The following is a 22,484-nucleotide window of genomic DNA, read 5'->3' as shown; positions in this document are numbered from 1 at the left end:
CTTTGATTCCGGTTATTCAACAACTACAAGCTCAGCCTGCAGTCCTTCTTCCGAATGTGGTCCGACCCAGACATGGAACTTCCCGGGCTCTACCGTAAACGCAAGTCTCTCATCCAATAGCCCAAGTTCTTCACGTCCCAGCGTAAAATGTACCGTCCGGCTCTCGCCCGGCTGCAGCTGTACCTTGCGGAATCCCTTCAACTCTCTGACCGGCCGGGTCGAGCTTGCAACCAAGTCGCGAATGTACAGCTGAACGGTTTCCTCGCCGGCTCTTTGTCCGGTATTCGTTATGCTCACCGATACATCTACGGACTCATCCCGGCCGATTTGATGCCGATCCAGCCGCAAATCCGTATATTCGAACGTTGTATAACTGAGGCCATACCCGAACGGATACAGCGGAGAATCATCGCAATCGATATAATCTTCGTACAAATGAGGACGTCCGGTATTCTTCCGGTTGTAATACATCGGAATTTGGCCCGTCGCACGCGGAACGGTAACCGGCAGGCGACCACTTGGATTGTAAGTGCCGGTAAGCACATCTACAAGCGCATGACCTGTGGCGGTTCCCAAATGCCACGCTTCAACCACAGCATCCGCATGTTCATGCAGCCATGGAGTGGCAAGCGGACGTCCGTTCATCAGCACGACGACGATCGGCGTGTCGGTCTGACGTTTCAGCTCCTGAATCAGGCGCTCCTGACAGGGTGGAAGCGTAATGGACGTTACATTGTAATGCTCGCCCGTCATCGCTTCGGATTCGCCCACAACGACCACGGCGACATCGGACTGTCTGGCGAGCTCCACAGCCCGTTCCACTCCCCCATCCAGCCCCTCCAGAATACCGCTGCCCTGCTCATAGAACACCTCGGCTTTAGGTGCGATTTCCGATTGAAAAGCATCCCATACCGTGACAACGTCCTCATCGCGGCCTTTCCAAGCCCAGCAGCCCATCGAATTGTGGCGGTCATCCGCCAGCGGCCCAATTAACGCCAGCCTCTTGTGCTTGCCGGTATCCAGCGGTAAAATCCCGCTGTTATTCTGCAGCAGCACGATGGATTTCCGGGCACTGTCTCTTGCCTGATCCAAATGCGCCGCAGGAATGGACTTCCCTTTCCGTGTGTCTCCGGCTTCTACTATGTCTTCGCTTACATACGGATTCTCGAACAATCCAAGGCGAATTTTTACCTGCAAGATGCGAAGTACCGCATCGTCCAATAGCTCTAGCAGCTCAGGGTTTTCCTGGACCAGCGTTTCCAGATGATCAAGATAGACTCCGGCGTGCATGTCCATGTCGACGCCGGCGTTCAATCCCTTCAACGCGGAATCCTTCCGATCCTCGGCATAGCCATGATAGATCAGCTCCTCGATCGACTCCCAGTCGCTGACCACCATACCTTCAAAGCCCCACTCCCGCTTCAATATATCCCGCAGCAGATATCGGCTTCCGGAAGCAGGAACCCCGCTCAGTTCGCTGAAAGCACTCATCACGGACAGTGCCCCTGCCCGAATCCCGTGCTCAAACGGCGGCAACACGGTTTCCCGCAAGGTCCGCTCCGACATGTCCGTCGTGTCATAGTCCCGACCGCCTTCGATCCAGCCATAACCGGCAAAATGCTTCACGCATGCCGCCACCGTCGGGTAGCCGTCCTCATTCGGACTTTGAAATCCTCTGACCTTCGCGGCAGCGGCCAGGGAGGACAGATAGACGTCCTCCCCCGTGCTCTCCGCGATGCGGCCCCAACGGGGATCACGCGTGATGTCGACCATCGGGGCGAAAGTCCAGCGGATGCCTTCCGCGGATGCCTCTGCCGCAGCAATGCGGGCGTTCTTCTCCATCCCTTCCAGATCCCAGCTGGCGGCTTCGCCGAGCGGAATCGGAAAGATGGTACGGAAACCGTGAATGACATCATCCCCGATGAGAAGGGGAATCCCCAGCCGCGTTTCCTCCACGGCCAGCCGCTGTAGCTCGTTGATCTTTTTCGGACCATGCACATTCAGCAAGGACCCGATCTTGCCTTCGGCAACCAGCTTCAGCTCCTGCTCCTCGCACCGGCCGTATTGCACCGTCTGACCGACCTTCTCGGTCAAGGTCATCTGCGTGAGAAGATCCTTCGCACGCTGTTCCACGTTATCCATGTCTAATCCCTCCCAAGGCTTTATATCAACCTTTCACGCCGGCGTTCGAAATCCCCTCAATATATTGGCGCTGGAACAGGAAGAAGAACAGGATGATCGGCAGCGTGGACAGCACAACCCCCGCCATAATCATCGGCGTATTCTCAAAGAACATATCCTTCACGCTGTTCAGACCAACAACCAGCACATACATTTCCGGTGTATTCGCAAGCGTACTCGGAACAAGATAACTGTTCCAGGTGCCGGCAAAAGCAAGAATCGACATCGTAATCAGCGATGAACGGGCCAGCGGGTACACGATCCGCCAGAAAGCACCCATCTTCGTCAGGCCATCCATCCGTGCAGCCTCCAAAAACTCATTTGGAACCGAGATGAAGAACTGTCGGAGCATGAAGATGTACAAGCCCTGATACAGGAAGGGCACCGTTAACCCCCAGAATGTGTTCAACCATCCAAGCTGCGCCACATTCACGTACACCGGGATCAGGATCATATGGTACGGCACCATCATGGTGGCAACGACGATCCAGTAAATCAGACCTTTTCCCTTGAAATTCAGCTTGGCCAGGGCAAAGCCGGCCATCGGGTTAATGATCAGGTTCCCGATGACAACGACGCCGGTCATGATCACGGTGTTCAGAAACCATCTCGGCACATTGTACGCATCGTTCGTGAAGAAGATTTTGAAGTTCTCGAACGTCCAGTTGGCCGGCGACGTCAGGGTATTAACATGGCGCATCGGGATGATGGACGTATAAAGGGTATAGAGAAAAGGAAGGGCGAATAAGAGCCCCAGTATGATCGTGCCGATATACAGAAACAGCCGACCGTTGTTCGTACGGGTCAACATTACTCTCACTCCTTCTCATCCAAGAATTTTTTTTGCAGGTACGTAATCAGCATGATGATCATGAAGAACAACACCACCGCCGCGCTTCCGTATCCAATGTTCATGTAACGGATCCCGTGCTGGTAGAAATACGTAACCACCGTACTGGTAGCACCTGCTGGCGAACCGAGCGCGCCATACCGGGAAATCGCCGCAATCTGGTCGTAGATCTGGAAGCCGGCGATCGTCGATACCGACACGATGAAGAACGTGATCGGCTTCAGGAACGGAACCGTGATGTAGCGGAATTTGTTCCATTTGGATGCTCCGTCAATCTCGCCAGCTTCGTACAGATCCTTCGGAATTTCCTGCAGGCCCGACAAGTACACAATCATGGTGAAGCCGGCTTGCTGGAAGATAAACAGAATACATACGAATAAGAGCGCATAGTTGGTATCTGCAAACCATGTTACATTCCCGAAGCCTAAAGCTCCGAAAAATTCCGTTAGGAAGGTGCCCTGCTTAAACAGCATCATGAACACGGTGGTGATCGCGATTTGCGAGGTGATATACGGAATGAAGAATACCGTCCGGAATATCCCCTTGCCTTTCAGTTTCTGATTGACCAGGATGGCCAAGAGCAAACCGAGGACAGTCTGAATCGGAATCGAGATGACCACGATTTCCAGGGAATGAAGCAGCGCCCGGAAGAATTCTTTATCTTGAAGAATGGTGACATAGTTTTCGAGGCCGATGAATTTCGCCTGGTCCAAGGCAGCGAAGTTCGCATCTTGAAAACTTCTTACGAAAGACTGGATAAATGGATATAGAAACCACCACGCCCACAATATCAAAAAGGGCAGTGAAAACAACCAGCCCAGTGTCTTGTCGGAGTCTGCCAACGAACGGAACCAGGATTGCCTGATCTTGTTTCCTTTCAAATCAGCGTGCTTGCTGCTGTAATCGGACATAAGTTATCCCCCACTCCCTTACTCAAATTCTAATAGGTGAACAAAGGCTCCCGCTCCCCTGAGAACAAGGAGCGGGAGCGGGTGTTGCCTTTTTCTTATTTAAACTGGCCTTGAATGTCATCGAGAATTTGCTGAGCTGTTTTACCGGAGCCGCCCAGAATCAAACCTTCCAATTCTTTAACGAGTTCATCCGTGAAACGCTTGGTATCCGTCGGATAACCATAGTCTGTGCTGTACTCCAGCGCAGGCTGCAGCGCCTTGAATTCAGGGTTTTTCTCGAAATACTGCTCGGACAACGAGGATACCGCCGGATTAAAGCCGAGCTCCATGAATGCGGTTTGCGTATCGTCATTGGTCATATAATAAGCAGCTTTCAGCGCAGCTTCTTTGTTCTTCGCGTCTTTCAGTACCATGTAAGCATCCGAGCTCATGGTGCTTCCGTTAGTTGTTCCTTTAGGAACCGGAATGGCTACCATTTTCAGATCCGGATTCGCATCCTTCAGGTAACCCTTGTACCAGTAGCCACCCGTACTCATTGCGCCCTGCTCATTGCTGAACACTTCGCCATCCCAGCCGAAGCCGAGTGATTTCGGTGTTACAGCAAGTCCTTCGTCATACATATCGATGATCATTTCCAGCGCCTTCACGTTCTCTGGCGAGTTGATGGTCTCACCGTTGCCCCAGCCGCCGCCGAAGCTCTTCACGTAGTTCGTGATATGGAAGGCATCCAGGTTCACGATAATGCCCTTCACATTGCCTTTGTTCAGCACTTTTGCCGCTTCGATCACTTCATCCCAAGTCGTCGGGTACTCGCCGAGACCGGCATCTTTCCACATCTGCTCGTTGATGAAGAACATCGCCGGCATATCGCTGTTCGGCACGCCGTATTGCTTGCCGTCCACGTTCCAAATTTTCTTCGACGCATCCGGGAAACGGCTCATGTCTACGCCAGCCGCTTGAACCAGTTCATCGATTGGCGAGAACAACCCTTTGTTGATGTATTCGTAAGCACCTTCATTGGACATCTTAATGAAATCAGGCGCAACGCCGGCAGCGATTTCGCCCGGCAGCGTGTTCCAGAATTGCTCACTGCTCGGATATTGTTTGATTTTGAGTTCAAGCTCCGGATATTGCTCGGAGATGGTGTCTGCTGCTTTCTGGTAAATCTCCAAATCCTGTGCCGTACCCCAGAATCCGAAATTCACCGTCACTTTTTCTCCTGCATCTCCAGATCCGTTATCTGTATTGTCAGCGCTTTTATTGCCGCCGCAAGCGGTCAACCCAACAACAAGAGCCAGGCACAACACCAGCATGGCAGAAAACTTCCTGTTCACTTTACCCATGATGCTACCCCCTACATTTCTTTTCGTTTTAACTTGCACCTTAATCATAAAGAGCGAGGGCAATAAAAAAAATTAATCAAATGATGATTAATTTTTTAAAATTGACTATTTTTTTATAAATAGATTGTGCGGTAAGATCATTTTTATTAAAAATCATACTTTCTTTTCGTATTATCACACTTCTTCTTTCCTATACTGTTTAGGAGAAAAGCCTGTGTATTTCTGAAATACAATCGCAAAATGGGCCTGATTATTAAACCCTACCATCTCGGCAACGTCATAAATTTTGTAGCGGTAGTTCTTAAGCAGCACCTTCGCCTTCTCGATCCGAAGCTCGTTGATATAATCGAACAGTCCTTGACCGACCTCCTGTTTAAACAGCCGGCTGACGTAATTCGGACTGACATGAAACAGCTCCCCGAACAGCTTCAGCGAGAGGCTCTCCGCATAATGTTCCTCCGTGTACTCCATAATATTGCGCGTGAGCTGGCTGTATCCCTTAAACTCCAGATCGTGGCGATGCTTAAACCGTGCTTCGAACAGGGTCCGGTATGCAGCGGACAGCTGTTGAAAATCATGGATTCCCTCCAAGCCTGCAACTTCTTCATGCACGGCTCCGCTTGGCTTGCCGCCGCTTTCAGCGATCATAAACTTCAAGCCTTCATACACTTTGCGGACATCCTTCTCTTCCATGCACTCTTCTTGCTCCAGAAACTTCTCCCACGTGGATAGCAGCTCGAGAAACCGGTCATTCGCTTCTTCCCTGAGCGCAGACTTCATCTGGCTCAAATAGACATCCGCCTGCTGATAAACGCTCTCGCTCTTCTGTCTCAGATGCTGATAATAAAATATCGAAGTCTCCGGGTGGTAAAATTGCTGGGACAAGGCTCTGCCTGCTTGCTCATAACCCATGGAAATGCCGTCAAAATCAGCAAACCAATCGCTAATGCCCAGCACGATGTCAATATTCACAAAGCGCTTTAGCGCCGAGCTGATCATCTGAACCATTTTATTGACGCGGGTCAACGATGCCAGCAGACTTTTCAATTCGCTGTTGCTTATAAATACGGCATATAGCTGCTCATTCAGCCGAAGAAACTCCACTTCCTTCTCCGTCGATAGAATCTCTCCTACTACGTTCTGAACCGTATTGGGCAGGATCGATTCCGTTTCTTTGGTGTACCTCTTGATGACCGCTTGATAATCCTTGATTTTGAAGAGAACGACATACATATTGCCCTCTTTCAACCCGGTCTCTGCTGACAGGTCATGGACGTTCCCGTGAAGCGCATCATATAAAATCTGTTCCTTCCGGCTGCCGGGTGCATTCGCTCCAGTTCGGGCCGGAGCCTGCTGACTTCCAAACTGCTCCCGAATGCTCTTCAGCATCGCCGTCAGCTCGCGCTCATTCATGTCCGGCTTATGGAAGTAATCGAAGGCCCCTAACTTCAGGGCTTCCTTCACATACGTTATGTCGTCGAAGCTGCTCAGCACGACGGCTTGAACCGGCAGCTGCCGCTCCTTCATTGCCCGCAGCACTTCGATTCCGTCCATCTTCGGCATCTTGATATCCAGCAGCACCACGTCCGGTACCGTTTCCGTTATCATGCTCAGCGCTTCTTCGCCGTCGCCCGCTTCACCGACAATGTCCACACCCTGGGCCTCCCAGTCGATGGCCGATTTGATACCGATGCGCACGAGCGGTTCGTCATCTACGATTAGTATTCGCACTTGCTATCACCCTGCTTCTTCTGTGATGATCGGAACCCGAATCCAGGCCACCGTTCCGCCATGCTCTCCGCTCTTGATCCACAGGCCGTACTCCGGTCCAAAATGAAGAGATATCCGGTTCCTTATATTGTTTAGTCCGATCGAGTTGAAGGTATCACGAGGACCTTCCTGCTCCTGCTTGGCTTGTCCGCCCTCCGGAAAACCGCGACCGTTATCACTTACTTTCATAATCAATGTTTCTTCTTCCTCATATATGGATATCACCAGCATCCCTTTATAATCAATACCTTCGAAACCGTGGAAGACTGCATTCTCCACCAGGGGCTGAAGCAAAAATTTCAACGTCCTATGATTCATTACGGCTGGTTCAACCTCATACGTAACATCGAATTTATTAAAATAGCGGAAATCGAGAATTTTCGTGTAATTCTCCATAAACTCGACTTCCTCTGCAATGGTCACATAGTTGCCCTCCTTCTTCACCGTAAACTTGATGACCGAAGAGAAGGCCTGCAGCGCTTCCTCAATGCCGGTGGCCCCCTGGATTTTGGCCATCCACTTGATCACGTTCAGCGTGTTATATATAAAATGCGGACGGATCTGGGATTGCAGCGCATTCATCTCCAGCGTCCGCTTCTCTTCTTCCTCCACATAGATCCGCTCAATCAAATCGCGGATTTCCTGCAGCATCCGGTCCACGGTATGGCTGATCACGCCGATCTCCCCATGCTGCCTCGTATCAAAGCTTACGTCAAGCTGACCTTGGGAGACAAGCTTCATCTTGCTGTTCAGTACCGACAGCGGCTTCATGATCGTGGTCGCGATGCGCGCCGAGATCAGAATGGACAGCACGAGCAGCAGAATCAAGGCGCCCATCAGGATGGCTACCATCAGGTACACGATGGAGAAGAGGTCTTTTTTCGGAATTACCGTAACCGCCTTCCAGTCGGCCATAGAAGAGGACGAAGATATCATGTACGTATCCCGATTAATCTGCGTATTGACTTCACCGTCAGCGTTATATTGAAAATCACTCCCCAGCACCTCGGCTGCCGGCAGCCCGATCTCCTCCGGATAAATGCTGTGCACGATATGATCCGCTTCATCAATCAGATAGAAATTCGTGTTCTCCGAAAATGCCGAATCGCTCCAGAGCGTCTTCAGTTTGTCCACCGAAATGTTAAACAGAATAAAGCCCAGATCTTCCTTTGTATAGGGGTCCATGATCGCTCGGCCGGCAGATACGACCGGAGTAGCCTTGGTGGACAGCAGTTTCTCCTGGTGGATGCCTACCGGAACGAAGCGCCCGTGGGCACCTCTGATCTTCTGGACAAAAGGCTCGCGCGTGAACTGCTCCTTGAAATAAGCGAAATTCATGTACTCCTTGTTGCTTCTGCCGATGATAGACTGGCTGTTCTCGTGGTAGATGACAACCGAGTCAATCAAATCGGAATACAGCATGACTCCGCTCTGGATCAAGCCGTTCACTTTATCGAAATCCCGCCCCCGCTCAAGCAATGGGTAGGTCACCTTGCCATAATCCTTGCGCATGATGGGATACACCGTGGAATCCTGGATCGGAAACATCGACAGCCGCAGCAGCGGCTGCAAGGAGGTATCGATATTCTTGATGATTTGTTTGTTGTTCTCCACGGCAGCATCAATCATCGTACCCCGATTATTCTCTACGTAGACCCACGATACAATCCCGCCGATCAGAATGAGCGGCACAATGATAAATGCGGAGAAAGCAACGATCAGTTTCTTCTCCAGACTGAGATGAAGCATTTTCTGCTTGAGTTTGTTCATGACATTCTCTCTCTTCTCGTTTCTCTCACTTCTCGTTGTTCGTTGTCATCGTTCGTTATCGCGCCGTACCGCTGATTCGGAATTTTCTCGGGGTCATCCCCGTGAAATTCTTGAATAATTGCGTATAATAACTCTGGCTGCAGAACTTGAACGTAAACGCGATTTCGGAGATCGATTGGTTTGTATGGGTCAGCAAATGCTTGGATTCTTCAATCTTCCGCCGATTCATAAAGGTTGTAATGGATACACCCGTCTCCCGCTTAAAGCGATCGGACAGGTAGCTCGGGTGAACGTTTAAATATTTTGCAACCCGCTGTAAGGTCAGCTCCTCAAAAATATGCTCCCTGATGTAATATATCGCCAAATTCACAATATGCGAATAGGATACTTCTTCCTTCTCGGAGCGAATCATCGAAACAAACTGAACCAGCATTTCATATTCAAAATGAACCAGCCGCTCCACATCACTCATTTTCTCAATCTCAAGGATTAGCGTATCACTTAAATGAAAGGCTATCTCCGGGTCGACGCCGCCCTTGATGATCGCCCGGGTAAACAGGGTGCAAGACGCAATTAAGGCATTCTTCTTGGATCGAAGCGGATACGTCGCAAGCACGGCGGCCTCCAGCTCGTTAATCTTGCGCAGCATATCCATGGCCCTGTTCTCGTCCCCGAAGCGTATGGCCTCCATTAACTCGTGCTCGTAATCAAACGGAGGATGTATAAAATTCTCGCGCAGATAATGCATGCGGGAAGACAAATAAAAGGGATGATTTCCTGTGCGGGAAGGTTCCTTCATTATTTCTGCACCACCTAAAAATATTGATAAAAACCTTGATATTTTAGTATAACATAACCCCGTTTGGCTCTAAAATTCAAGCATAACCATGCTAGGAAGGAAGTGTAGACCATGACCTGGACAATTTCAAATCCTGAGTTGTCACAGCAAGCCTTGCTGAATATGGAAAGTATTTTTGCACTCGGAAACGGTTACTTGGGTGTACGTGGCAACTTCGAAGAAGGCTACGGAGAGGACATGTCCACCATTCGCGGAACTTACCTGAATGCTTTCCACGACGTTATTGAAATCCCTTACGGCGAGAAACTGTTCGCCTTTCCCGATACACAGCAAAAACTCGTTAACCATATTGATGCCCAATCGGTCCTGATCTATTTAGGCGATGAGAAAGAACCCTTCCGCCTGGATCACGGCACGATTATTTCGTTTGAACGCCGCTTGTTTATGGACAAGGGATATTCCGAACGAATCGTGCATTGGAGATCGCCCGAAGGCAAAGAGATTAAGCTGACCTTCCGCCGCCTGGTTTCCTTTACGCACCGTGAGTTGTTCGCCCTCCATGTACGGATAGAGCCGGTCAATTACAACGGCCAGGTCCGCATCGTCTCTACGGTGAACGGCAAAGTGAAAAACTACACCAATCCCAATGATCCCCGGGTCGGCGCAGGACATGCGGAACGGATGACCGTCACCGAAACTGGCGTTAAGGGCAGCGATGCCTATGTCGTTGATGAGACGATGGCATCCAAGCTGCGTGCGGCTTGCGTTACCCGCCACCGCCTGGATGCCGATGCTGACGTTCAACTTGAAAATGGAGCCGGTGAAGTCACCTACACGGCTACCCTTTCATTGACCGGACCGATCGGCTTTACGAAATACAATCTGTATACCGACAGTCTTCGTCACGGGCAGGATATGATCGAGCGCGGGATTCAGCTGCAAGAGAGTTTGAAGGAGCTTTCCTTCGAGGATCTGCTTGCAGAGCAAATCGAATATTTAAATGAGTATTGGAAGTCTGCTGATGTGGTGATTCAGAACGATGACCAGCTGCAGGAAGGCATCCGCTTCAACTTGTTCCAGCTGCTGCAGTCCGCAGGGCGGGACAAACACAGCAACATTTCCGCCAAAGGGCTCAGCGGCGAAGGATACGAAGGCCATTATTTCTGGGACACCGAAATTTACATGTTCCCGGTATTCCTGATGACGCAGCCGGACATCGCGCGCCAGCTGCTGCTGTACCGCTATTCCACACTGGAACAGGCGAGAGCGAGAGCTCGGGAAATGGGACACCGGCAAGGTGCTTTGTTCCCGTGGCGCACCATTTCCGGAACGGAGTGCTCCTCCTTTTTCCCTTCGGGCACGGCGCAGTATCATATCAGTGCAGATATCGCATACAGCTATATCCAGTACCATCTGGCCGAACAGGATCAGGATTTCCTCTTGTCTTACGGTGCCGAGGTACTGATCGAAACCGCACGTCTCTGGGCCGATATCGGCCACTATTATAACGGGGCGTTCCATATTGATGAAGTTACCGGCCCGGATGAATATACCTGCTGCGTGAACAACAACTATTACACCAACGTCATGGCAAAACATAACTTGAAATGGGCTGCCAAGAGCTGCTCCATTCTGAAGTCCTATGATGCACATGGCTTCCAATCCCTGCGCGACCGGCTTGGCGTTACCGAGGATGAAATCTCGGCTTGGGCGAAAGCCGCGGAAGCTATGCTGCTCCCGTATGATGAAGCCCTTGGCATTAACCCGCAGGATGACACGTTCCTCCGCAAAGCGGTGTGGGATTTCGAGAACACGCCGGAGGACAAATATCCGCTGCTGCTGAATTACCATCCGCTAACGATTTACCGTTATCAGGTATGTAAACAGGCAGATACGGTACTGGCTCACTTCCTGCTGGAAGACGAGCAAAGCTATGAAACGATTCAGCGTTCGTACGACTACTATGAAGGCATTACGACACATGACTCGTCCCTGTCCTCCTGCATCTTCAGCATCATGGCTTCGAAGATTGGCAGTATGGACAAGGCTTATGAATACTTCATCGAGACGGCGCGCCTGGACCTGGACAATACGCACGGCAACACAAAGGACGGTCTGCATATGGCCAACATGGGCGGTACCTGGATGTCCATCGTATACGGCTTTGCCGGCATGCGTCTGAAGGAGAGCGGGCTCTCCCTCTCCCCCGCCATTCCGAAGGATTGGGAGAAGTACGCATTCCGCCTGAACTTCCGCGGCCGCCTCATCGGCGTATCGATCGAGAAGGACGGCGTGACCTTGGAGATCGTCGAAGGCGATGCCATCGAGATCAAGCTGTACAACGAGGCCGTTACACTTAAAGCCGGACAACCGGTGCAAAAATCACTCGCCAAGTAGCTCCGGCCAGGTAGAGCTCCGACAGATCCATCAGGTTAGGCTTACCGTGAGAAACCAGCTTCAGATAAGTGCATCATTGATCGTGCTCTCATTAGGAAATTAGCGATGATACTAGTACGATTGAATATATTTCAGTTGGTAAAAGGAGTTATTTGGACATGAGCATAGCGAAATCGCTGAAGGCTGTCATTTTTGACTTGGACGGCGTCATTACCGATACAGCCGAGTATCATTATCAGGCCTGGAAGGCTACGGCAACCGAGCTGGGCATTCCCTTCACCCGAGAATTCAATGAGAATCTCAAAGGGGTATCCCGCATGGATTCCTTGATGCTGCTGTTAAGCCAGGCGGAGACGCCGGTCAACTATTCCGAAGGAGAGCTGGTGCAGCTGGCTGACCGCAAAAACAAGCTGTATGTCGAGCTGATCGAAACGATCACGCCAGCCGATCTGCTGCCGGGCGTCACCGAATTCGTGGCAGACATTCGGGCGGCGGGTCTTAAGACCGCCATTGCGTCCGCCAGCAAGAACGCCATCGCTGTACTGACCCGGCTTGGCGTCATGGATCAGTTCGACGTCATCGTCGATGTAACCAAGCTTACGAACAACAAGCCCGACCCGGAAATCTTCCTGACCGCTGCCGCGCAGCTGGGCGTAGAGCCCGCCGACTGCATCGGGGTGGAAGATGCCGCGTCCGGCGTCGATGCCATCAAGGGTGCCGGCATGTTCGCCGTGGCAATCGGCAACGCTGCCCACTTCCTGCACGCGGATATCGTGCTGGACAGCACGTCACAGCTGAATTTCCGGGAACTGGCGCAGAAGTTCGAAGGTAAGTAGATCGATGTAGTGAAGGGGTGTTCCTTAGGTGGGACACCCCTTTTTGATGTGGCGGAGGTTGTGCAGGGACGGGATGCTCCCCATGGTCGCTGCAATGGGCTGGCGGGGAGCCGCACTTTGGCGACTCTAAGTCCCTTTTGGGGACTTGTTGGCGCGTAAGCCGCTCTTTGGAAAGTCCCTTTTGGGGACTTATTTGGCGCGTGCGAGCACCCATGCTGAGTAAGATTATCTCACAACGTCAGGATGCGCTATCCCGTTTTTTTGCAACGATGCACCATCTTCGGTAGACTTGAGTTGATACTGATGCTGCTGAGTACCATCCGGTATGTGGACCAGACCTACATATCGAGAACACCATAAAGGGGATTTTCCATGGAACAGGCTGTTTTGAATCAGGGTGCCGAGCGTTTCGGCAGAGGTTCTTATTCACTGCAATTGCTTGGAGGATTTGACCAAAATGTATTTGAATATATCGGTGAAGACGGGCTTCGCTTCATCATTAAATTCTTAGACGCGGCCAAGTACCGTAAAGCCTCGATCATCCGCGAGCTGACGTGGATGGCTTATCTCGCCGAGCATGGGCTAAACATAGCGTCGTCGATTCGTTCCGCCCAGGATCTCCTGATTGAAGAAGTCATTCACGGCTCCAAACGATATTATGTCATTGCCTTTACGAAGGCTCCGGGCAGCCCTTTATCCGATTTGACATCGGATTTTGCTATGATCGAGCGCTGGGGACACGGGATGGGAAGCATGCACAAACTCGGCAAGAAGGACTCCACATCCGCTTCGCTCGTTCACCGCATGGCTTTTCCCCAATGGAATGATCATCTCATCTTTACGGATGCGTTCCCGGAGGCTGCCGGTGAAAGGGTACATACTCAGTGGAGGCGATATCTTAAGGAGCTGGAGTCCCTCCCGCAAGATCAGGACAGCTACGGGATCGTTCATAATGACCTGCACCATAACAATTTTCATGTACATAACGGGGAGATTGTCTTTTTTGATTTCGGGGATGTTTCTTACCATTGGTTCGCATACGATATCGCCATTGCCATCTATCATGCGGTTCAGACAGTCCCTGAACACAGGAAGGCCGAATTTGTCGCCAGATTCTTCGATTCGTTCTTATCGGGCTATCTGAAAGAGAACACATTGAGTGCGGATTGGATTGAACGGATTCCGTTTTTCATCGACTTCCGAAACCTGTATTCCTATGTCTACTTCTCCAAATTCGTGGACTGGAACGAGATGGATGAGTCTACCCGGAATTATCTTCTAGCCATGAAAGCCGATATAGAATCAGGCCAATCGGTAGTCAATCTGTCTATTTAATATAAAGAAGGAAGATTGCTCGCCATGAAACCAAAATCCAAACATCTCCGCCGGCTCGCATATGCAGGCCTGGGTTTGCTCCTCTCAGCCAGCCTTCTATACCTGCTGTTTCTTCGTCCCATACCCATCAAGGCGGGTGGATTCACATCCCTTACGGGCGAGAATACGATCATCTTCGAAGTCATCAACGAAGGATTTACCAAGGTGGAGCTGCTGGATGTGCGGGTGAACGATGGCCAGAAACCAGCCAAGGCGGAGCTCGGCGTCAGTTACTCCCTTCATCTGGTCGGCGGAGACGACCTTGATGAAGACACCCATATCGAACTCGTGGGTATTCAAGAGATGCCGCTCCAACCTGAACTCACAGCAGATGAGAAGTTAGCCGCACTTGATCAGGGAGCACGCATCCCGCTCAATTATGGTGTCCGTCTTTTTAATGATACGCCTATCACCCAGATTGAAGTGACGTATAAGTATTGGGGGATCACCTTTAAGCGGGAGGTGCCGATGGGGCGGTTTTTCAATAACGGTTCAAGCACCTAAATAAGAACAGGTTTTAGTTTACGGGAGTATCATATTGAGCGTAATATCGCTCTAACTGCTTTTGTTATCACTGTTATATCGCTTCCGTTATATCTTTAACCAAGCTCTTTGATATCGACAAGTATACTATGATCACAGGACTCTCTTATACAACTAAATAAGCAAACCAAAGCCTCTATCCCTGTTGGATAGAGGCTGATGCAATTAAAGACCCCGTCTTGCAGTTCTATGTAGTTAATCATTATCTACGTTACAATCTCCGCCCACCGGGCCAGCGTCTCCTGTACCTCGGCCTCTCCTTTCATCATCGCCTCAATATCCTGATTGATCTGCTGCCTGGACAGGTTCCAGACCTGATTGGAGAGATAGGCATTCTTCTCAATGCGCTCCATGGCATACAGGGCGGGACCCCACCACAGATTATCGGTACGCCCAAGCTCCTTGGCCAGTGTTCTTGTGATCGGCAGGCCCCAATAAGCACGCTTGGCTTCCTCAGAAGAGGGGATCGCCAATGCCTTCAGCAATTCCCATGCCAGCTCAGGCTGCCTGGACATGGCAGGAATACCGTATCCTGTCGAATACATCGTATAGATATCCACGCCGTTTCGTGCATGAGGCAATCCCACAATGCCATACGTCTCACTTAGCTCAGGATCGTGGGCCACCCCTCCAATATGCCAGCTAAAGTCATATATCATCGCACAGCGATTCGAACGAAATACGTTCTCAAACCGGACCCCCGGCAGAGGAGCGACACGGTGCTTCTGATACAAATCAACAATCCATCGATACGTAGAATGCGTAATTTCACTGTCCGTATAGCCCTTACTGACAGATCCGTCCTCCGATAAATGCCGTCCGCCCCTGCGCATAAGGAACGGCTCCAAAAATTCCACATCCGGATAAATATAGAGGCCATACCGGGAGTCCTCCGGATATTCTTCGAGCCGCGTTAAGCGAATCGCAGCATCCAGAAACTGTGCATCCGTCCACCCATTCTCAGGGAACGGCACACCCGCTTCGGCTAAACCTTTTTTTGTTATAAAAAATAAGGGGAACCGCGGCATCCACAACCGGCAAGGCTGCCAGCTGGCCCTCCCACATCGGATGTGACAAAGCCCCCTGGTAAAAATCATCGATGACCATCGCGGGATCATTCTTCAGATAAGGCAGCAAATCCCGGACAACGCCTTTACGCATCTGAGTAGAATATGCCCCCTCCCGGATGTGCAGCAGATCCGCTCCATCCTGATGAAACTGCTCCAGCACGCCGTAGCTGTCCTCTGCCCGGACAAGCACCACCTTTACATCTGGCCTGGCGGCTTCAAACGTTTGAATAACCGTCTGCACATATTTCAGATCATGTCCGTGCGATTCCGTGATGACACGAAGCTCGGTTGGCGTTGTCATTTCATAATCCCTCCTGTATGATCGATCACGATCACGATTCCCTGTACTTGCTCAGGCTGTTCCCATACGCAATTAAAATCCGTTCTTCTTCTCAACTAATCGTACATCGCTAGGAGTTACCGCATACGTATAGGTTGTTCGCATCTGCGGACCTTCCCCGTGTTTTGGTTCGCAGTCTTGTCTGATGATGACCGTGAAACCCTGTTCATGTTCCTTAACCTCCACGACATCGTTAATCGTCTCTAAGTCCCCTGTACACTTCGGCACTTGGGCCAAAACCTTGGTAAGTACAGCAGCACGGTCCATATTCCCCTCTAAGGGATACCCTGATATTGAAACGATAATCATGAGCACCATGTATATCATACGCATAACATCAACTCCTCTCTAATGTCATAGACGTAACATTCCTCATAATGTTCTATAGATCAACCTGGATCTCTATACTGCTGCCTGTATGTTCGCGGAGACATTTGTACCGTCCGCTTGAACACCTTCCCAAAATGGGAGAAGTTGCTAAATCCTGCACGCATGGCGATATCCGTAATGGAATCATCGCTTTCGCGCAGCAAGCGCTGCGCCTCCTTAACCCGAAGCAGATTCAGATAATCGCTGAAGGTAAAGCCCGTCGTTTGCTTAAACAGCCGGCTGAGATAGTGCGGGCTGATTCGGAACGCCTCCGCTACCCCGGGCAACGTAAAACCTTTCTGATAGTTATCGTTCAGATAACGGACCACCGCTTGGGTCTTGGGATGAAGAATGGGCTCGGTATCGGCGGAACGCACCGTGCCCAGCTGCTGATTGCGGTATGCGTACAGCAGCAATTCAACCGATCGGTGCCGGAGCAGCAAGCAGCTTCCGGCTTGGGGATGAACCATCTCGTCCACCATTTCGCTGACCATTCGCGCCATGGCTTCGCTTGCCGGTGAAGGAAGTCTCAGAATCGGAATATCCCAACCGAACGGCTCCTTCAGTCCTGCGGCCAATTCAGGCGAAATAGCCAGCTCCGTGAACAGCTCCGGCCTGATATAGAGGACAACCCGATCATGATCCGGCCTGCCGCTGTCCAGCGTCTTGTGAACGGCATTCCGGTCAACGAATACGAGATCCCCGGCTCTGACCCGATAGGAGCGGTCCTTAATGAAGTATATGCGCTCGCCCGACAACAGGTAGTACAGCTCGTAATGATCATGAAGATGGTCAACCGTCATCGAGAAGTACCCGATGCGGCGGTCATATTCGATATCCAGATATCCGGCAGGATCATGGTAATCCGCTCGAAATGGCTTCGTCACATGGCTGTCCCCCTTTCCTTGGATTATAGCAAAATATGCGGCATTTGAAAGCGATTACGCATAAAATGCGGCGAAAGAAGTGTTCCCTTGTTATAGGCTAGAGCTATATTCAAGGAGGCGATAGAGATGAGTGACAAGAAACGCTATGTATTGGTCGGAACCGGCGGCCGCGCCGAGTTCTTTTACGGAGCCCTGGCCCAGAACTTCCGCGACAAATCCGAGCTTGCTGCCTTTTGCGATATAAACCAGACCCGCATGAATTACGCGAATCAGCTGCTGAGAGACAAATATGGATATGCCGAGGTTCCTACCTATCCTGCGGATCAGTTCGATCAGATGATTGAGAACGAGAAGCCGGACTTCGTCATTGTGACCAGCATCGACCGCACCCATCACAAGTACATCATTCGCGCGATGGAGCTTGGCTGCGACGTCGTGACCGAGAAGCCGATGACCGTCGATGAGGAGAAATGCCAAGCGATCCTGGATGCCGCCAAGCGGACCGGACAAAATATACGGGTAACCTTCAACTACCGTTATGCTCCGCACCATACCAAGGTACGGGAGCTGATTATGAATGACGCCATCGGACAGGTGACTTCCGTCCACTTCGAATGGCTGCTGAACACCCGTCACGGGGCGGATTACTTCCGCCGCTGGCACCGGGACAAGCGAAACAGCGGGGGGTTGCTCGTTCATAAATCGACCCATCACTTTGATTTAGTCAATTTCTGGATCGGCTCCCATCCTGAAACCGTTTTCGCATTCGGGGATCTCATGTATTATGGTAGAGAGAACGCGGAAGAACGGGGCGTAACCCAATTTTACAATCGGGCAACCGGCAATCCGATCGCCAAGGAAGACCCTTTTGCGCTCCATCTGGATTCCGATGACCACCTCAAAGCCATGTATTTGGATGCCGAGCCGGAGGATGGCTATCAGCGGGATCAAAGCGTATTCGGGGACGGCATCAACATCGAGGATACGATGGGCGTTCTTGTACGGTACCAGAACAAGGCCATTTTGACCTATTCCCTTGTCGCCTACCAGCCGTGGGAAGGTTACCGCATCGCCATCAACGGCACCAAAGGCCGGATCGAGATGACTATTGTGGAGCAATCCTACGTGAACTCGCTGGGTGACAAGAATCTGGAAGGCGCGTTAATCGGTAAAACGCTGCGGGTGCTCCCGACGTTTGATGCCCCGTACGAGGTTCATGTAGAAGAGCAAGAAGGCGGGCATGGGGGAGGCGACCCGGTTCTCCTGAACGATCTGTTCGGGGAGCCCGTGGAGGATCCATACGCCCGCGCTGCGAACCATATTGATGGAGCAAGATCCATACTAACAGGAATTGCAGCCAACCGCGCCATCGCTACCGGCATGCCTGTACGAATCAGCAACCTGGTTCGTTTCTAAGCAGTACAAGGCTGCTTCAAGCAAATTCTCTTAAGCAAAGGCTGCGTCATTCACGCAGTCTTTTTTTCTATTTCCAAGGGCAGCCTTGAAGTCCATTCGGTAAGGAGGGAAAATGATGTTCTTCTCATTAAAAAGCCGTCTGATCGCCTTTATCGTTGTCCTGTTCGTCCTCTCTTTCGGCACGCTCTCCTTCCTGCTCTTTACAGAATCGCGAACCGTAATCCGCTCCTACATTGAATCCTCGGCCCTGGAGAAGATGGAGGAATACGGCTCGTACGTGGACATGGTCCAAATGCAGATTTACGATGTCGCCTCCCTGGTCTTCAACAGCGACATGGCCAAGAACTGGGATAACGCCATACGCGACCCGAGCCTTCCCGAAGGGGAGAAAATGCTTGCTAATCTCGCGATGAGCCGATTCCTGACCCAGGCCACCAACAGCTATACCAGCATCTCCGACGTTTCCGTCTACCGGCGGAACGGGCTTCGCATCGGCAGCGAGAACCAAGTCGCGAATGACCCCGCCTTTATGCAAGAATCGTGGTACAGAAACTTCTTCACGTCCGGGGACCACTGGCTGGCTGCCCATACGGATCAGCATGAACGCGTAAGGGATCACGGCAATCCGGTTGTCAGCCTGCTGATGCCTCTCGGTACCTTCCATCATGCGACGGCACAGAACGTGATGAAGGTGAACGTCAGCGAATCCTATTTTCTGGAGCCGCTCAGCCGCATCCATTTGGCCAAGAATAGCACGATTTTTCTGCTTAATGAACAGGGAAGCCCTATTCTCTCCCAGCAGGCGCATGAGCTTGGTGCTCGGGCTATAGCGGAAATCGACCGTATTCGAAACGGCCCGATCAAATCAGGAGTTGTCTATCTGACCAACGATGAGGGGCAGCGAGACATTCTGGTACACAAAAAGCTGGGGCGTACCGGCTGGATGCTGGCAGGTCTGGCACCGGAAAAGGAGTTATATTCCTCTCTTCACAAACTTCAGAGCACGATCTTGGTAGTTACGGTTGTCCTGATTCTGGTCTCCCTGTTTGCCGCAGCATGGCTCTCCTATGGCGTCACCAAGCCTTTAACGCGACTGGTTCTGGCCATGAGGCAGGTGCAGCGGGGCGCTTTCGATCAGGCGGATTCCCTTCTGCCTCCCGACAAAAACGTAAAAAGCGAGGTCAGTTACGTCATCTCGACCTTCCGCTACATGGTCAGCCGCCTGCGGCAGCATATCCAGAATGAATTCGAGCTGAAGCTGCTCCGCCAGCAAGCGGAATACAAAGCCCTGCTCATGCAGATTAATCCCCACTTCATGTTCAATACCTTGGAGCTGGTAAGCAGTCTGGCCATGCAGCGCCGGACGGAGGATACCGTCCAGGTCATCGAGGACCTTGGCAAAATGATGCGATTCTCCATGAATACGAGCGACGATCGGGTCCCGCTTGAGGAAGAGCTGGCTTATGTCCGGCACTATATCTCCATTCTGCAAACCCGCTTCGGTCATAAACTCGGCATCTCCATCACGGAGGAGGGCAAGCTGGATTCACTGGTCATGATCAAGTTCATTCTTCAACCGCTGATCGAGAATGCCGTCAAATACAGCTTCCAGCATCAGACCACGGCACAGGTGGATATCCGGATCAGCAGAGTGGATAACCGCCTGCATTTCAGCATTGCGGACAATGGCCCCGGCATGCCGTCCGAGATCATCCGCAAGCTGCAGGACCCCATGGCAGCTTCTCAGCTAGAGCCGATCCTGCGGAGCGAGAGCTGGCACATCGGACTCGGCAACGTGATTGCACGCTGCCGCCTGCATTACGGTGCCTTGTTTGCCGTCCATATCCGGAATGGAGTTCAAGCGGGCACATGCATCGAACTGATTCTACCGGTACAGGAGGAATATCATGTACAACGTATTGATCGCTGACGATGAGATCGAAGTCCGCGAAGGGCTGAAGCTGAAGGTGGATTGGGAGGGCATGGGCTTTGCCATTTCGGGGGAGGCCGCAAACGGCGTAGAAGCCGAAGCGCTCTTGCGAGCAGAACGCTTTGACCTGCTCATAACCGACATGAATATGCCCGTTATGGACGGAGTCCGTCTGCTGGATACTTGCCGAAGCCACAATCCTTCCATCCAGATCATCATCATAACCGGATACGAGGATTTCCAATACGCCAGAGCCGGCGTCCGCAGCCAAGCCATGGATTATTTGCTGAAGCCCGTAACCCGGGAGGATCTGAGAACAGCACTGACCAAAATCAAAGCGGAATTGGATAAGAACCGCAAGGTACGGGACGATTCGGAAATGATGCAGTGGCGTCTCTCCCAGTATTACAAGGAAATGAAGGAACGCTTCCTGCTGGATCTCGTGCGAGGCAACCGGCTTCCGGCTTCCTCGCTGCCGGAACGGATTCGGCTGTTCCACCTGGAATCATGGCAGGATCACAGGGTCTGCTTCGTAGCCGCAGGCATGAGGGAGTCCAGCATACAGCATACTCCCAAAGGGCGCGCGCCAGAGCAGCTTCACCTGCCGTTCGAGATGGTCTGCCATGAAATCGCCCAGTCTTATCCCGGCAGCATCCAGGTATTTCATGACGCAGCCCATCCCGGAATCATGTTCTTCATTACGCTTGACGGCGTTCAGCACGAATTCACACGCAAGCTCGCGGAAGATGCGGCTTCCTATTTAACCATGGATGTGCAGGTCGGGCTGGGACTTCCCGTATCGGGACTTGAACGCTGGAAAGAAGGGTATATTCATTCGCTCTTGGCGTGGAATCTGGCAGAGCGTCAAAAGGAACAGGACCGCACGCCCGTAACAGACCACAGTCCATTACTCCCGGAGGAAACCAATCGAACACTGCACCGCTGTCTGATTCGGGGCGAGCTGGATTCCTTTCGCAGCGTCATCCGGAAGGAGCTTGCCGAGGCATACCAGCTCTCTCCTTCCCGCTTGGTCCGGAGCCTTTTTCAAATTTCGCTGCTGATGGAGTCCGCCGCCGCTGACTTCATGGGGTATTCTCAGGGAAGGGAGCCTCACTGGATTTCGCCGGAATGGGTGCTGTGGATGGAGACTCCCGAGCAGGCAGAGCGTTTGCTGATGCAGTGGGCGCAGGATTTTGTGGATCAGCAGCAGGTCTCTGAGGACGGGGAAGCTACTCTGATCGAGTCAGCCAAACGGTATATCGAGGAGAATTATATGCAGGAATTAACGCTGACCTCGTTAGCTGAACAATACAACTACCACCCTACCTACTTCTCGGAAATGTTCAAGGAAGGTGCAGGCATATCCTTTATTCACTATGTTACGGAAGTCCGTATGAAACACGCCGTACGCCTGTTGAAGGAAACCACCTTAACCGTATGGGATATTGCAGAGCTCGCCGGCTTCTCATCTCCCGGCTATTTCAGCTCCAAGTTCAAAAAAATATTCAACATAAGCCCATCCGAGTTCCGATTATCGCAATCCGAAAAAATCGAACATGATGATCCGAAGAAATGAGATTCCGGCCCCTCCCCTTCCCCGGTATGATGAGTTTACCAGAAGTAACGCCGCCTCAATTGTAAGCGGCTTCACATCTCAGGGTAACCGCCCATTCTCATCCATCTGAAGGGAGGCATAAC

The 22,484-nt window shown here is 51.6% G+C and carries 18 protein-coding genes; 7 read left to right on the top strand and 11 right to left on the bottom strand.

Going from position 1 to position 22,484, the window contains the following annotated elements; genetic code table 11:
• Positions 1-12 precede the first annotated feature (12 nt).
• From PVOR_RS04255 to PVOR_RS04225, 7 genes are all read right to left on the bottom strand, one after another.
• Positions 13-2,142, bottom strand: a complete 2,130-nt coding sequence (locus PVOR_RS04255; protein WP_006207849.1) for a glycoside hydrolase family 3 N-terminal domain-containing protein — start codon at positions 2,140-2,142, stop codon at positions 13-15.
• A gap of 25 nt (positions 2,143-2,167) precedes the next feature.
• Complete coding sequence (locus PVOR_RS04250; RefSeq protein WP_006207848.1) at positions 2,168-2,992, bottom strand: carbohydrate ABC transporter permease; 825 nt, start codon at positions 2,990-2,992, stop codon at positions 2,168-2,170.
• A 5-nt stretch (positions 2,993-2,997) separates the two neighbouring features.
• Complete coding sequence (locus tag PVOR_RS04245) at positions 2,998-3,942, bottom strand: carbohydrate ABC transporter permease (RefSeq protein WP_006207847.1); 945 nt, start codon at positions 3,940-3,942, stop codon at positions 2,998-3,000.
• A gap of 95 nt (positions 3,943-4,037) precedes the next feature.
• On the bottom strand, positions 4,038-5,285 hold the full coding sequence (locus PVOR_RS04240) for an ABC transporter substrate-binding protein (protein ID WP_006207846.1): 1,248 nt from the start codon (positions 5,283-5,285) through the stop codon (positions 4,038-4,040).
• Between the two features lie 174 nt (positions 5,286-5,459).
• A complete protein-coding gene (locus tag PVOR_RS04235) occupies positions 5,460-7,016 on the bottom strand; it encodes a response regulator (RefSeq protein WP_006207845.1) in 1,557 nt (518 codons plus the stop codon).
• Between the two features lie 6 nt (positions 7,017-7,022).
• On the bottom strand, positions 7,023-8,825 hold the full coding sequence (locus tag PVOR_RS04230) for a sensor histidine kinase (RefSeq protein WP_006207844.1): 1,803 nt from the start codon (positions 8,823-8,825) through the stop codon (positions 7,023-7,025).
• Between the two features lie 55 nt (positions 8,826-8,880).
• The gene (locus PVOR_RS04225; protein WP_006207843.1) at positions 8,881-9,624 is read right to left on the bottom strand and encodes a helix-turn-helix domain-containing protein; all 744 of its coding nucleotides are present in this window, start codon (positions 9,622-9,624) and stop codon (positions 8,881-8,883) included.
• 111 nt (positions 9,625-9,735) lie between these two features.
• Here PVOR_RS04225 and PVOR_RS04220 point away from each other — a divergent pair, with 111 nt between their 5' ends.
• The 4 genes from PVOR_RS04220 (at position 9,736) to PVOR_RS04205 (ending at position 14,735) form a co-directional block, all read left to right on the top strand.
• Positions 9,736-12,021 carry a glycoside hydrolase family 65 protein gene (locus PVOR_RS04220; protein ID WP_006207842.1) on the top strand — a complete coding sequence of 762 codons (2,286 nt, stop codon included), beginning with the start codon at positions 9,736-9,738 and terminating at the stop codon, positions 12,019-12,021.
• 158 nt (positions 12,022-12,179) lie between these two features.
• Positions 12,180-12,857 carry a beta-phosphoglucomutase gene (gene pgmB, locus PVOR_RS04215; RefSeq protein ID WP_006207841.1) on the top strand — a complete coding sequence of 226 codons (678 nt, stop codon included), beginning with the start codon at positions 12,180-12,182 and terminating at the stop codon, positions 12,855-12,857.
• 372 nt (positions 12,858-13,229) lie between these two features.
• The gene (locus PVOR_RS04210; RefSeq protein ID WP_006207840.1) at positions 13,230-14,192 is read left to right on the top strand and encodes a phosphotransferase enzyme family protein; all 963 of its coding nucleotides are present in this window, start codon (positions 13,230-13,232) and stop codon (positions 14,190-14,192) included.
• 24 nt (positions 14,193-14,216) lie between these two features.
• Positions 14,217-14,735 (top strand): hypothetical protein, encoded by a 519-nt coding sequence (locus tag PVOR_RS04205; RefSeq protein ID WP_006207839.1) that lies wholly within the window; start codon positions 14,217-14,219, stop codon positions 14,733-14,735.
• 245 nt (positions 14,736-14,980) lie between these two features.
• On the opposite strand, the gene PVOR_RS04200 is transcribed toward PVOR_RS04205, so the two are convergent.
• From PVOR_RS04200 to PVOR_RS04185, 4 genes are all read right to left on the bottom strand, one after another.
• The gene (locus tag PVOR_RS04200) at positions 14,981-15,748 is read right to left on the bottom strand and encodes an extracellular solute-binding protein (protein WP_006207838.1); all 768 of its coding nucleotides are present in this window, start codon (positions 15,746-15,748) and stop codon (positions 14,981-14,983) included.
• Positions 15,735-16,145 (bottom strand): extracellular solute-binding protein, encoded by a 411-nt coding sequence (locus PVOR_RS32445; RefSeq protein WP_006207837.1) that lies wholly within the window; start codon positions 16,143-16,145, stop codon positions 15,735-15,737. Before PVOR_RS32445 ends, PVOR_RS04200 begins: the two co-directional genes overlap by 14 nt.
• Positions 16,146-16,217: 72 nt before the next feature.
• Positions 16,218-16,517 (bottom strand): hypothetical protein, encoded by a 300-nt coding sequence (locus PVOR_RS04190; RefSeq protein WP_006207836.1) that lies wholly within the window; start codon positions 16,515-16,517, stop codon positions 16,218-16,220.
• Between the two features lie 56 nt (positions 16,518-16,573).
• Positions 16,574-17,440, bottom strand: a complete 867-nt coding sequence (locus tag PVOR_RS04185) for an AraC family transcriptional regulator (RefSeq protein WP_006207835.1) — start codon at positions 17,438-17,440, stop codon at positions 16,574-16,576.
• A 126-nt stretch (positions 17,441-17,566) separates the two neighbouring features.
• Here PVOR_RS04185 and PVOR_RS04180 point away from each other — a divergent pair, with 126 nt between their 5' ends.
• From PVOR_RS04180 to PVOR_RS04170, 3 genes are all read left to right on the top strand, one after another.
• On the top strand, positions 17,567-18,856 hold the full coding sequence (locus PVOR_RS04180; RefSeq protein WP_006207834.1) for a Gfo/Idh/MocA family oxidoreductase: 1,290 nt from the start codon (positions 17,567-17,569) through the stop codon (positions 18,854-18,856).
• 115 nt (positions 18,857-18,971) lie between these two features.
• Complete coding sequence (locus PVOR_RS04175) at positions 18,972-20,786, top strand: cache domain-containing sensor histidine kinase (RefSeq protein WP_006207833.1); 1,815 nt, start codon at positions 18,972-18,974, stop codon at positions 20,784-20,786.
• The gene (locus PVOR_RS04170) at positions 20,764-22,362 is read left to right on the top strand and encodes a response regulator (protein ID WP_006207832.1); all 1,599 of its coding nucleotides are present in this window, start codon (positions 20,764-20,766) and stop codon (positions 22,360-22,362) included. The genes PVOR_RS04175 and PVOR_RS04170 overlap by 23 nt, the downstream gene beginning before the upstream one ends.
• Positions 22,363-22,484 lie beyond the last annotated feature (122 nt).

The organism is Paenibacillus vortex V453 (genome assembly GCF_000193415.1).
GTDB classification, from domain to species: Bacteria; Bacillota; Bacilli; order Paenibacillales; family Paenibacillaceae; genus Paenibacillus_AQ; species Paenibacillus_AQ glucanolyticus.
Note: the sequence above shows the minus strand (reverse complement) of the source record. Positions and strands in the feature narration are given on the sequence as shown.

Coding starts and splice junctions, on each gene's coding strand:
- PVOR_RS04190 (WP_006207836.1), bottom strand. CDS start 16,517: ATGCGTATGATATACATGGTGCTCATGATTATCGTTTCAATATCAGGG.
- PVOR_RS04245 (WP_006207847.1), bottom strand. CDS start 3,942: ATGTCCGATTACAGCAGCAAGCACGCTGATTTGAAAGGAAACAAGATC.
- PVOR_RS04225 (WP_006207843.1), bottom strand. CDS start 9,624: ATGAAGGAACCTTCCCGCACAGGAAATCATCCCTTTTATTTGTCTTCC.
- PVOR_RS04255 (WP_006207849.1), bottom strand. CDS start 2,142: ATGGATAACGTGGAACAGCGTGCGAAGGATCTTCTCACGCAGATGACC.
- PVOR_RS04220 (WP_006207842.1), top strand. CDS start 9,736: ATGACCTGGACAATTTCAAATCCTGAGTTGTCACAGCAAGCCTTGCTG.
- PVOR_RS04240 (WP_006207846.1), bottom strand. CDS start 5,285: ATGGGTAAAGTGAACAGGAAGTTTTCTGCCATGCTGGTGTTGTGCCTG.
- pgmB (WP_006207841.1), top strand. CDS start 12,180: ATGAGCATAGCGAAATCGCTGAAGGCTGTCATTTTTGACTTGGACGGC.
- PVOR_RS04210 (WP_006207840.1), top strand. CDS start 13,230: ATGGAACAGGCTGTTTTGAATCAGGGTGCCGAGCGTTTCGGCAGAGGT.
- PVOR_RS04205 (WP_006207839.1), top strand. CDS start 14,217: ATGAAACCAAAATCCAAACATCTCCGCCGGCTCGCATATGCAGGCCTG.
- PVOR_RS04230 (WP_006207844.1), bottom strand. CDS start 8,825: ATGAACAAACTCAAGCAGAAAATGCTTCATCTCAGTCTGGAGAAGAAA.
- PVOR_RS04175 (WP_006207833.1), top strand. CDS start 18,972: ATGTTCTTCTCATTAAAAAGCCGTCTGATCGCCTTTATCGTTGTCCTG.
- PVOR_RS32445 (WP_006207837.1), bottom strand. CDS start 16,145: ATGACAACGCCAACCGAGCTTCGTGTCATCACGGAATCGCACGGACAT.
- PVOR_RS04250 (WP_006207848.1), bottom strand. CDS start 2,992: ATGTTGACCCGTACGAACAACGGTCGGCTGTTTCTGTATATCGGCACG.
- PVOR_RS04180 (WP_006207834.1), top strand. CDS start 17,567: ATGAGTGACAAGAAACGCTATGTATTGGTCGGAACCGGCGGCCGCGCC.
- PVOR_RS04170 (WP_006207832.1), top strand. CDS start 20,764: ATGTACAACGTATTGATCGCTGACGATGAGATCGAAGTCCGCGAAGGG.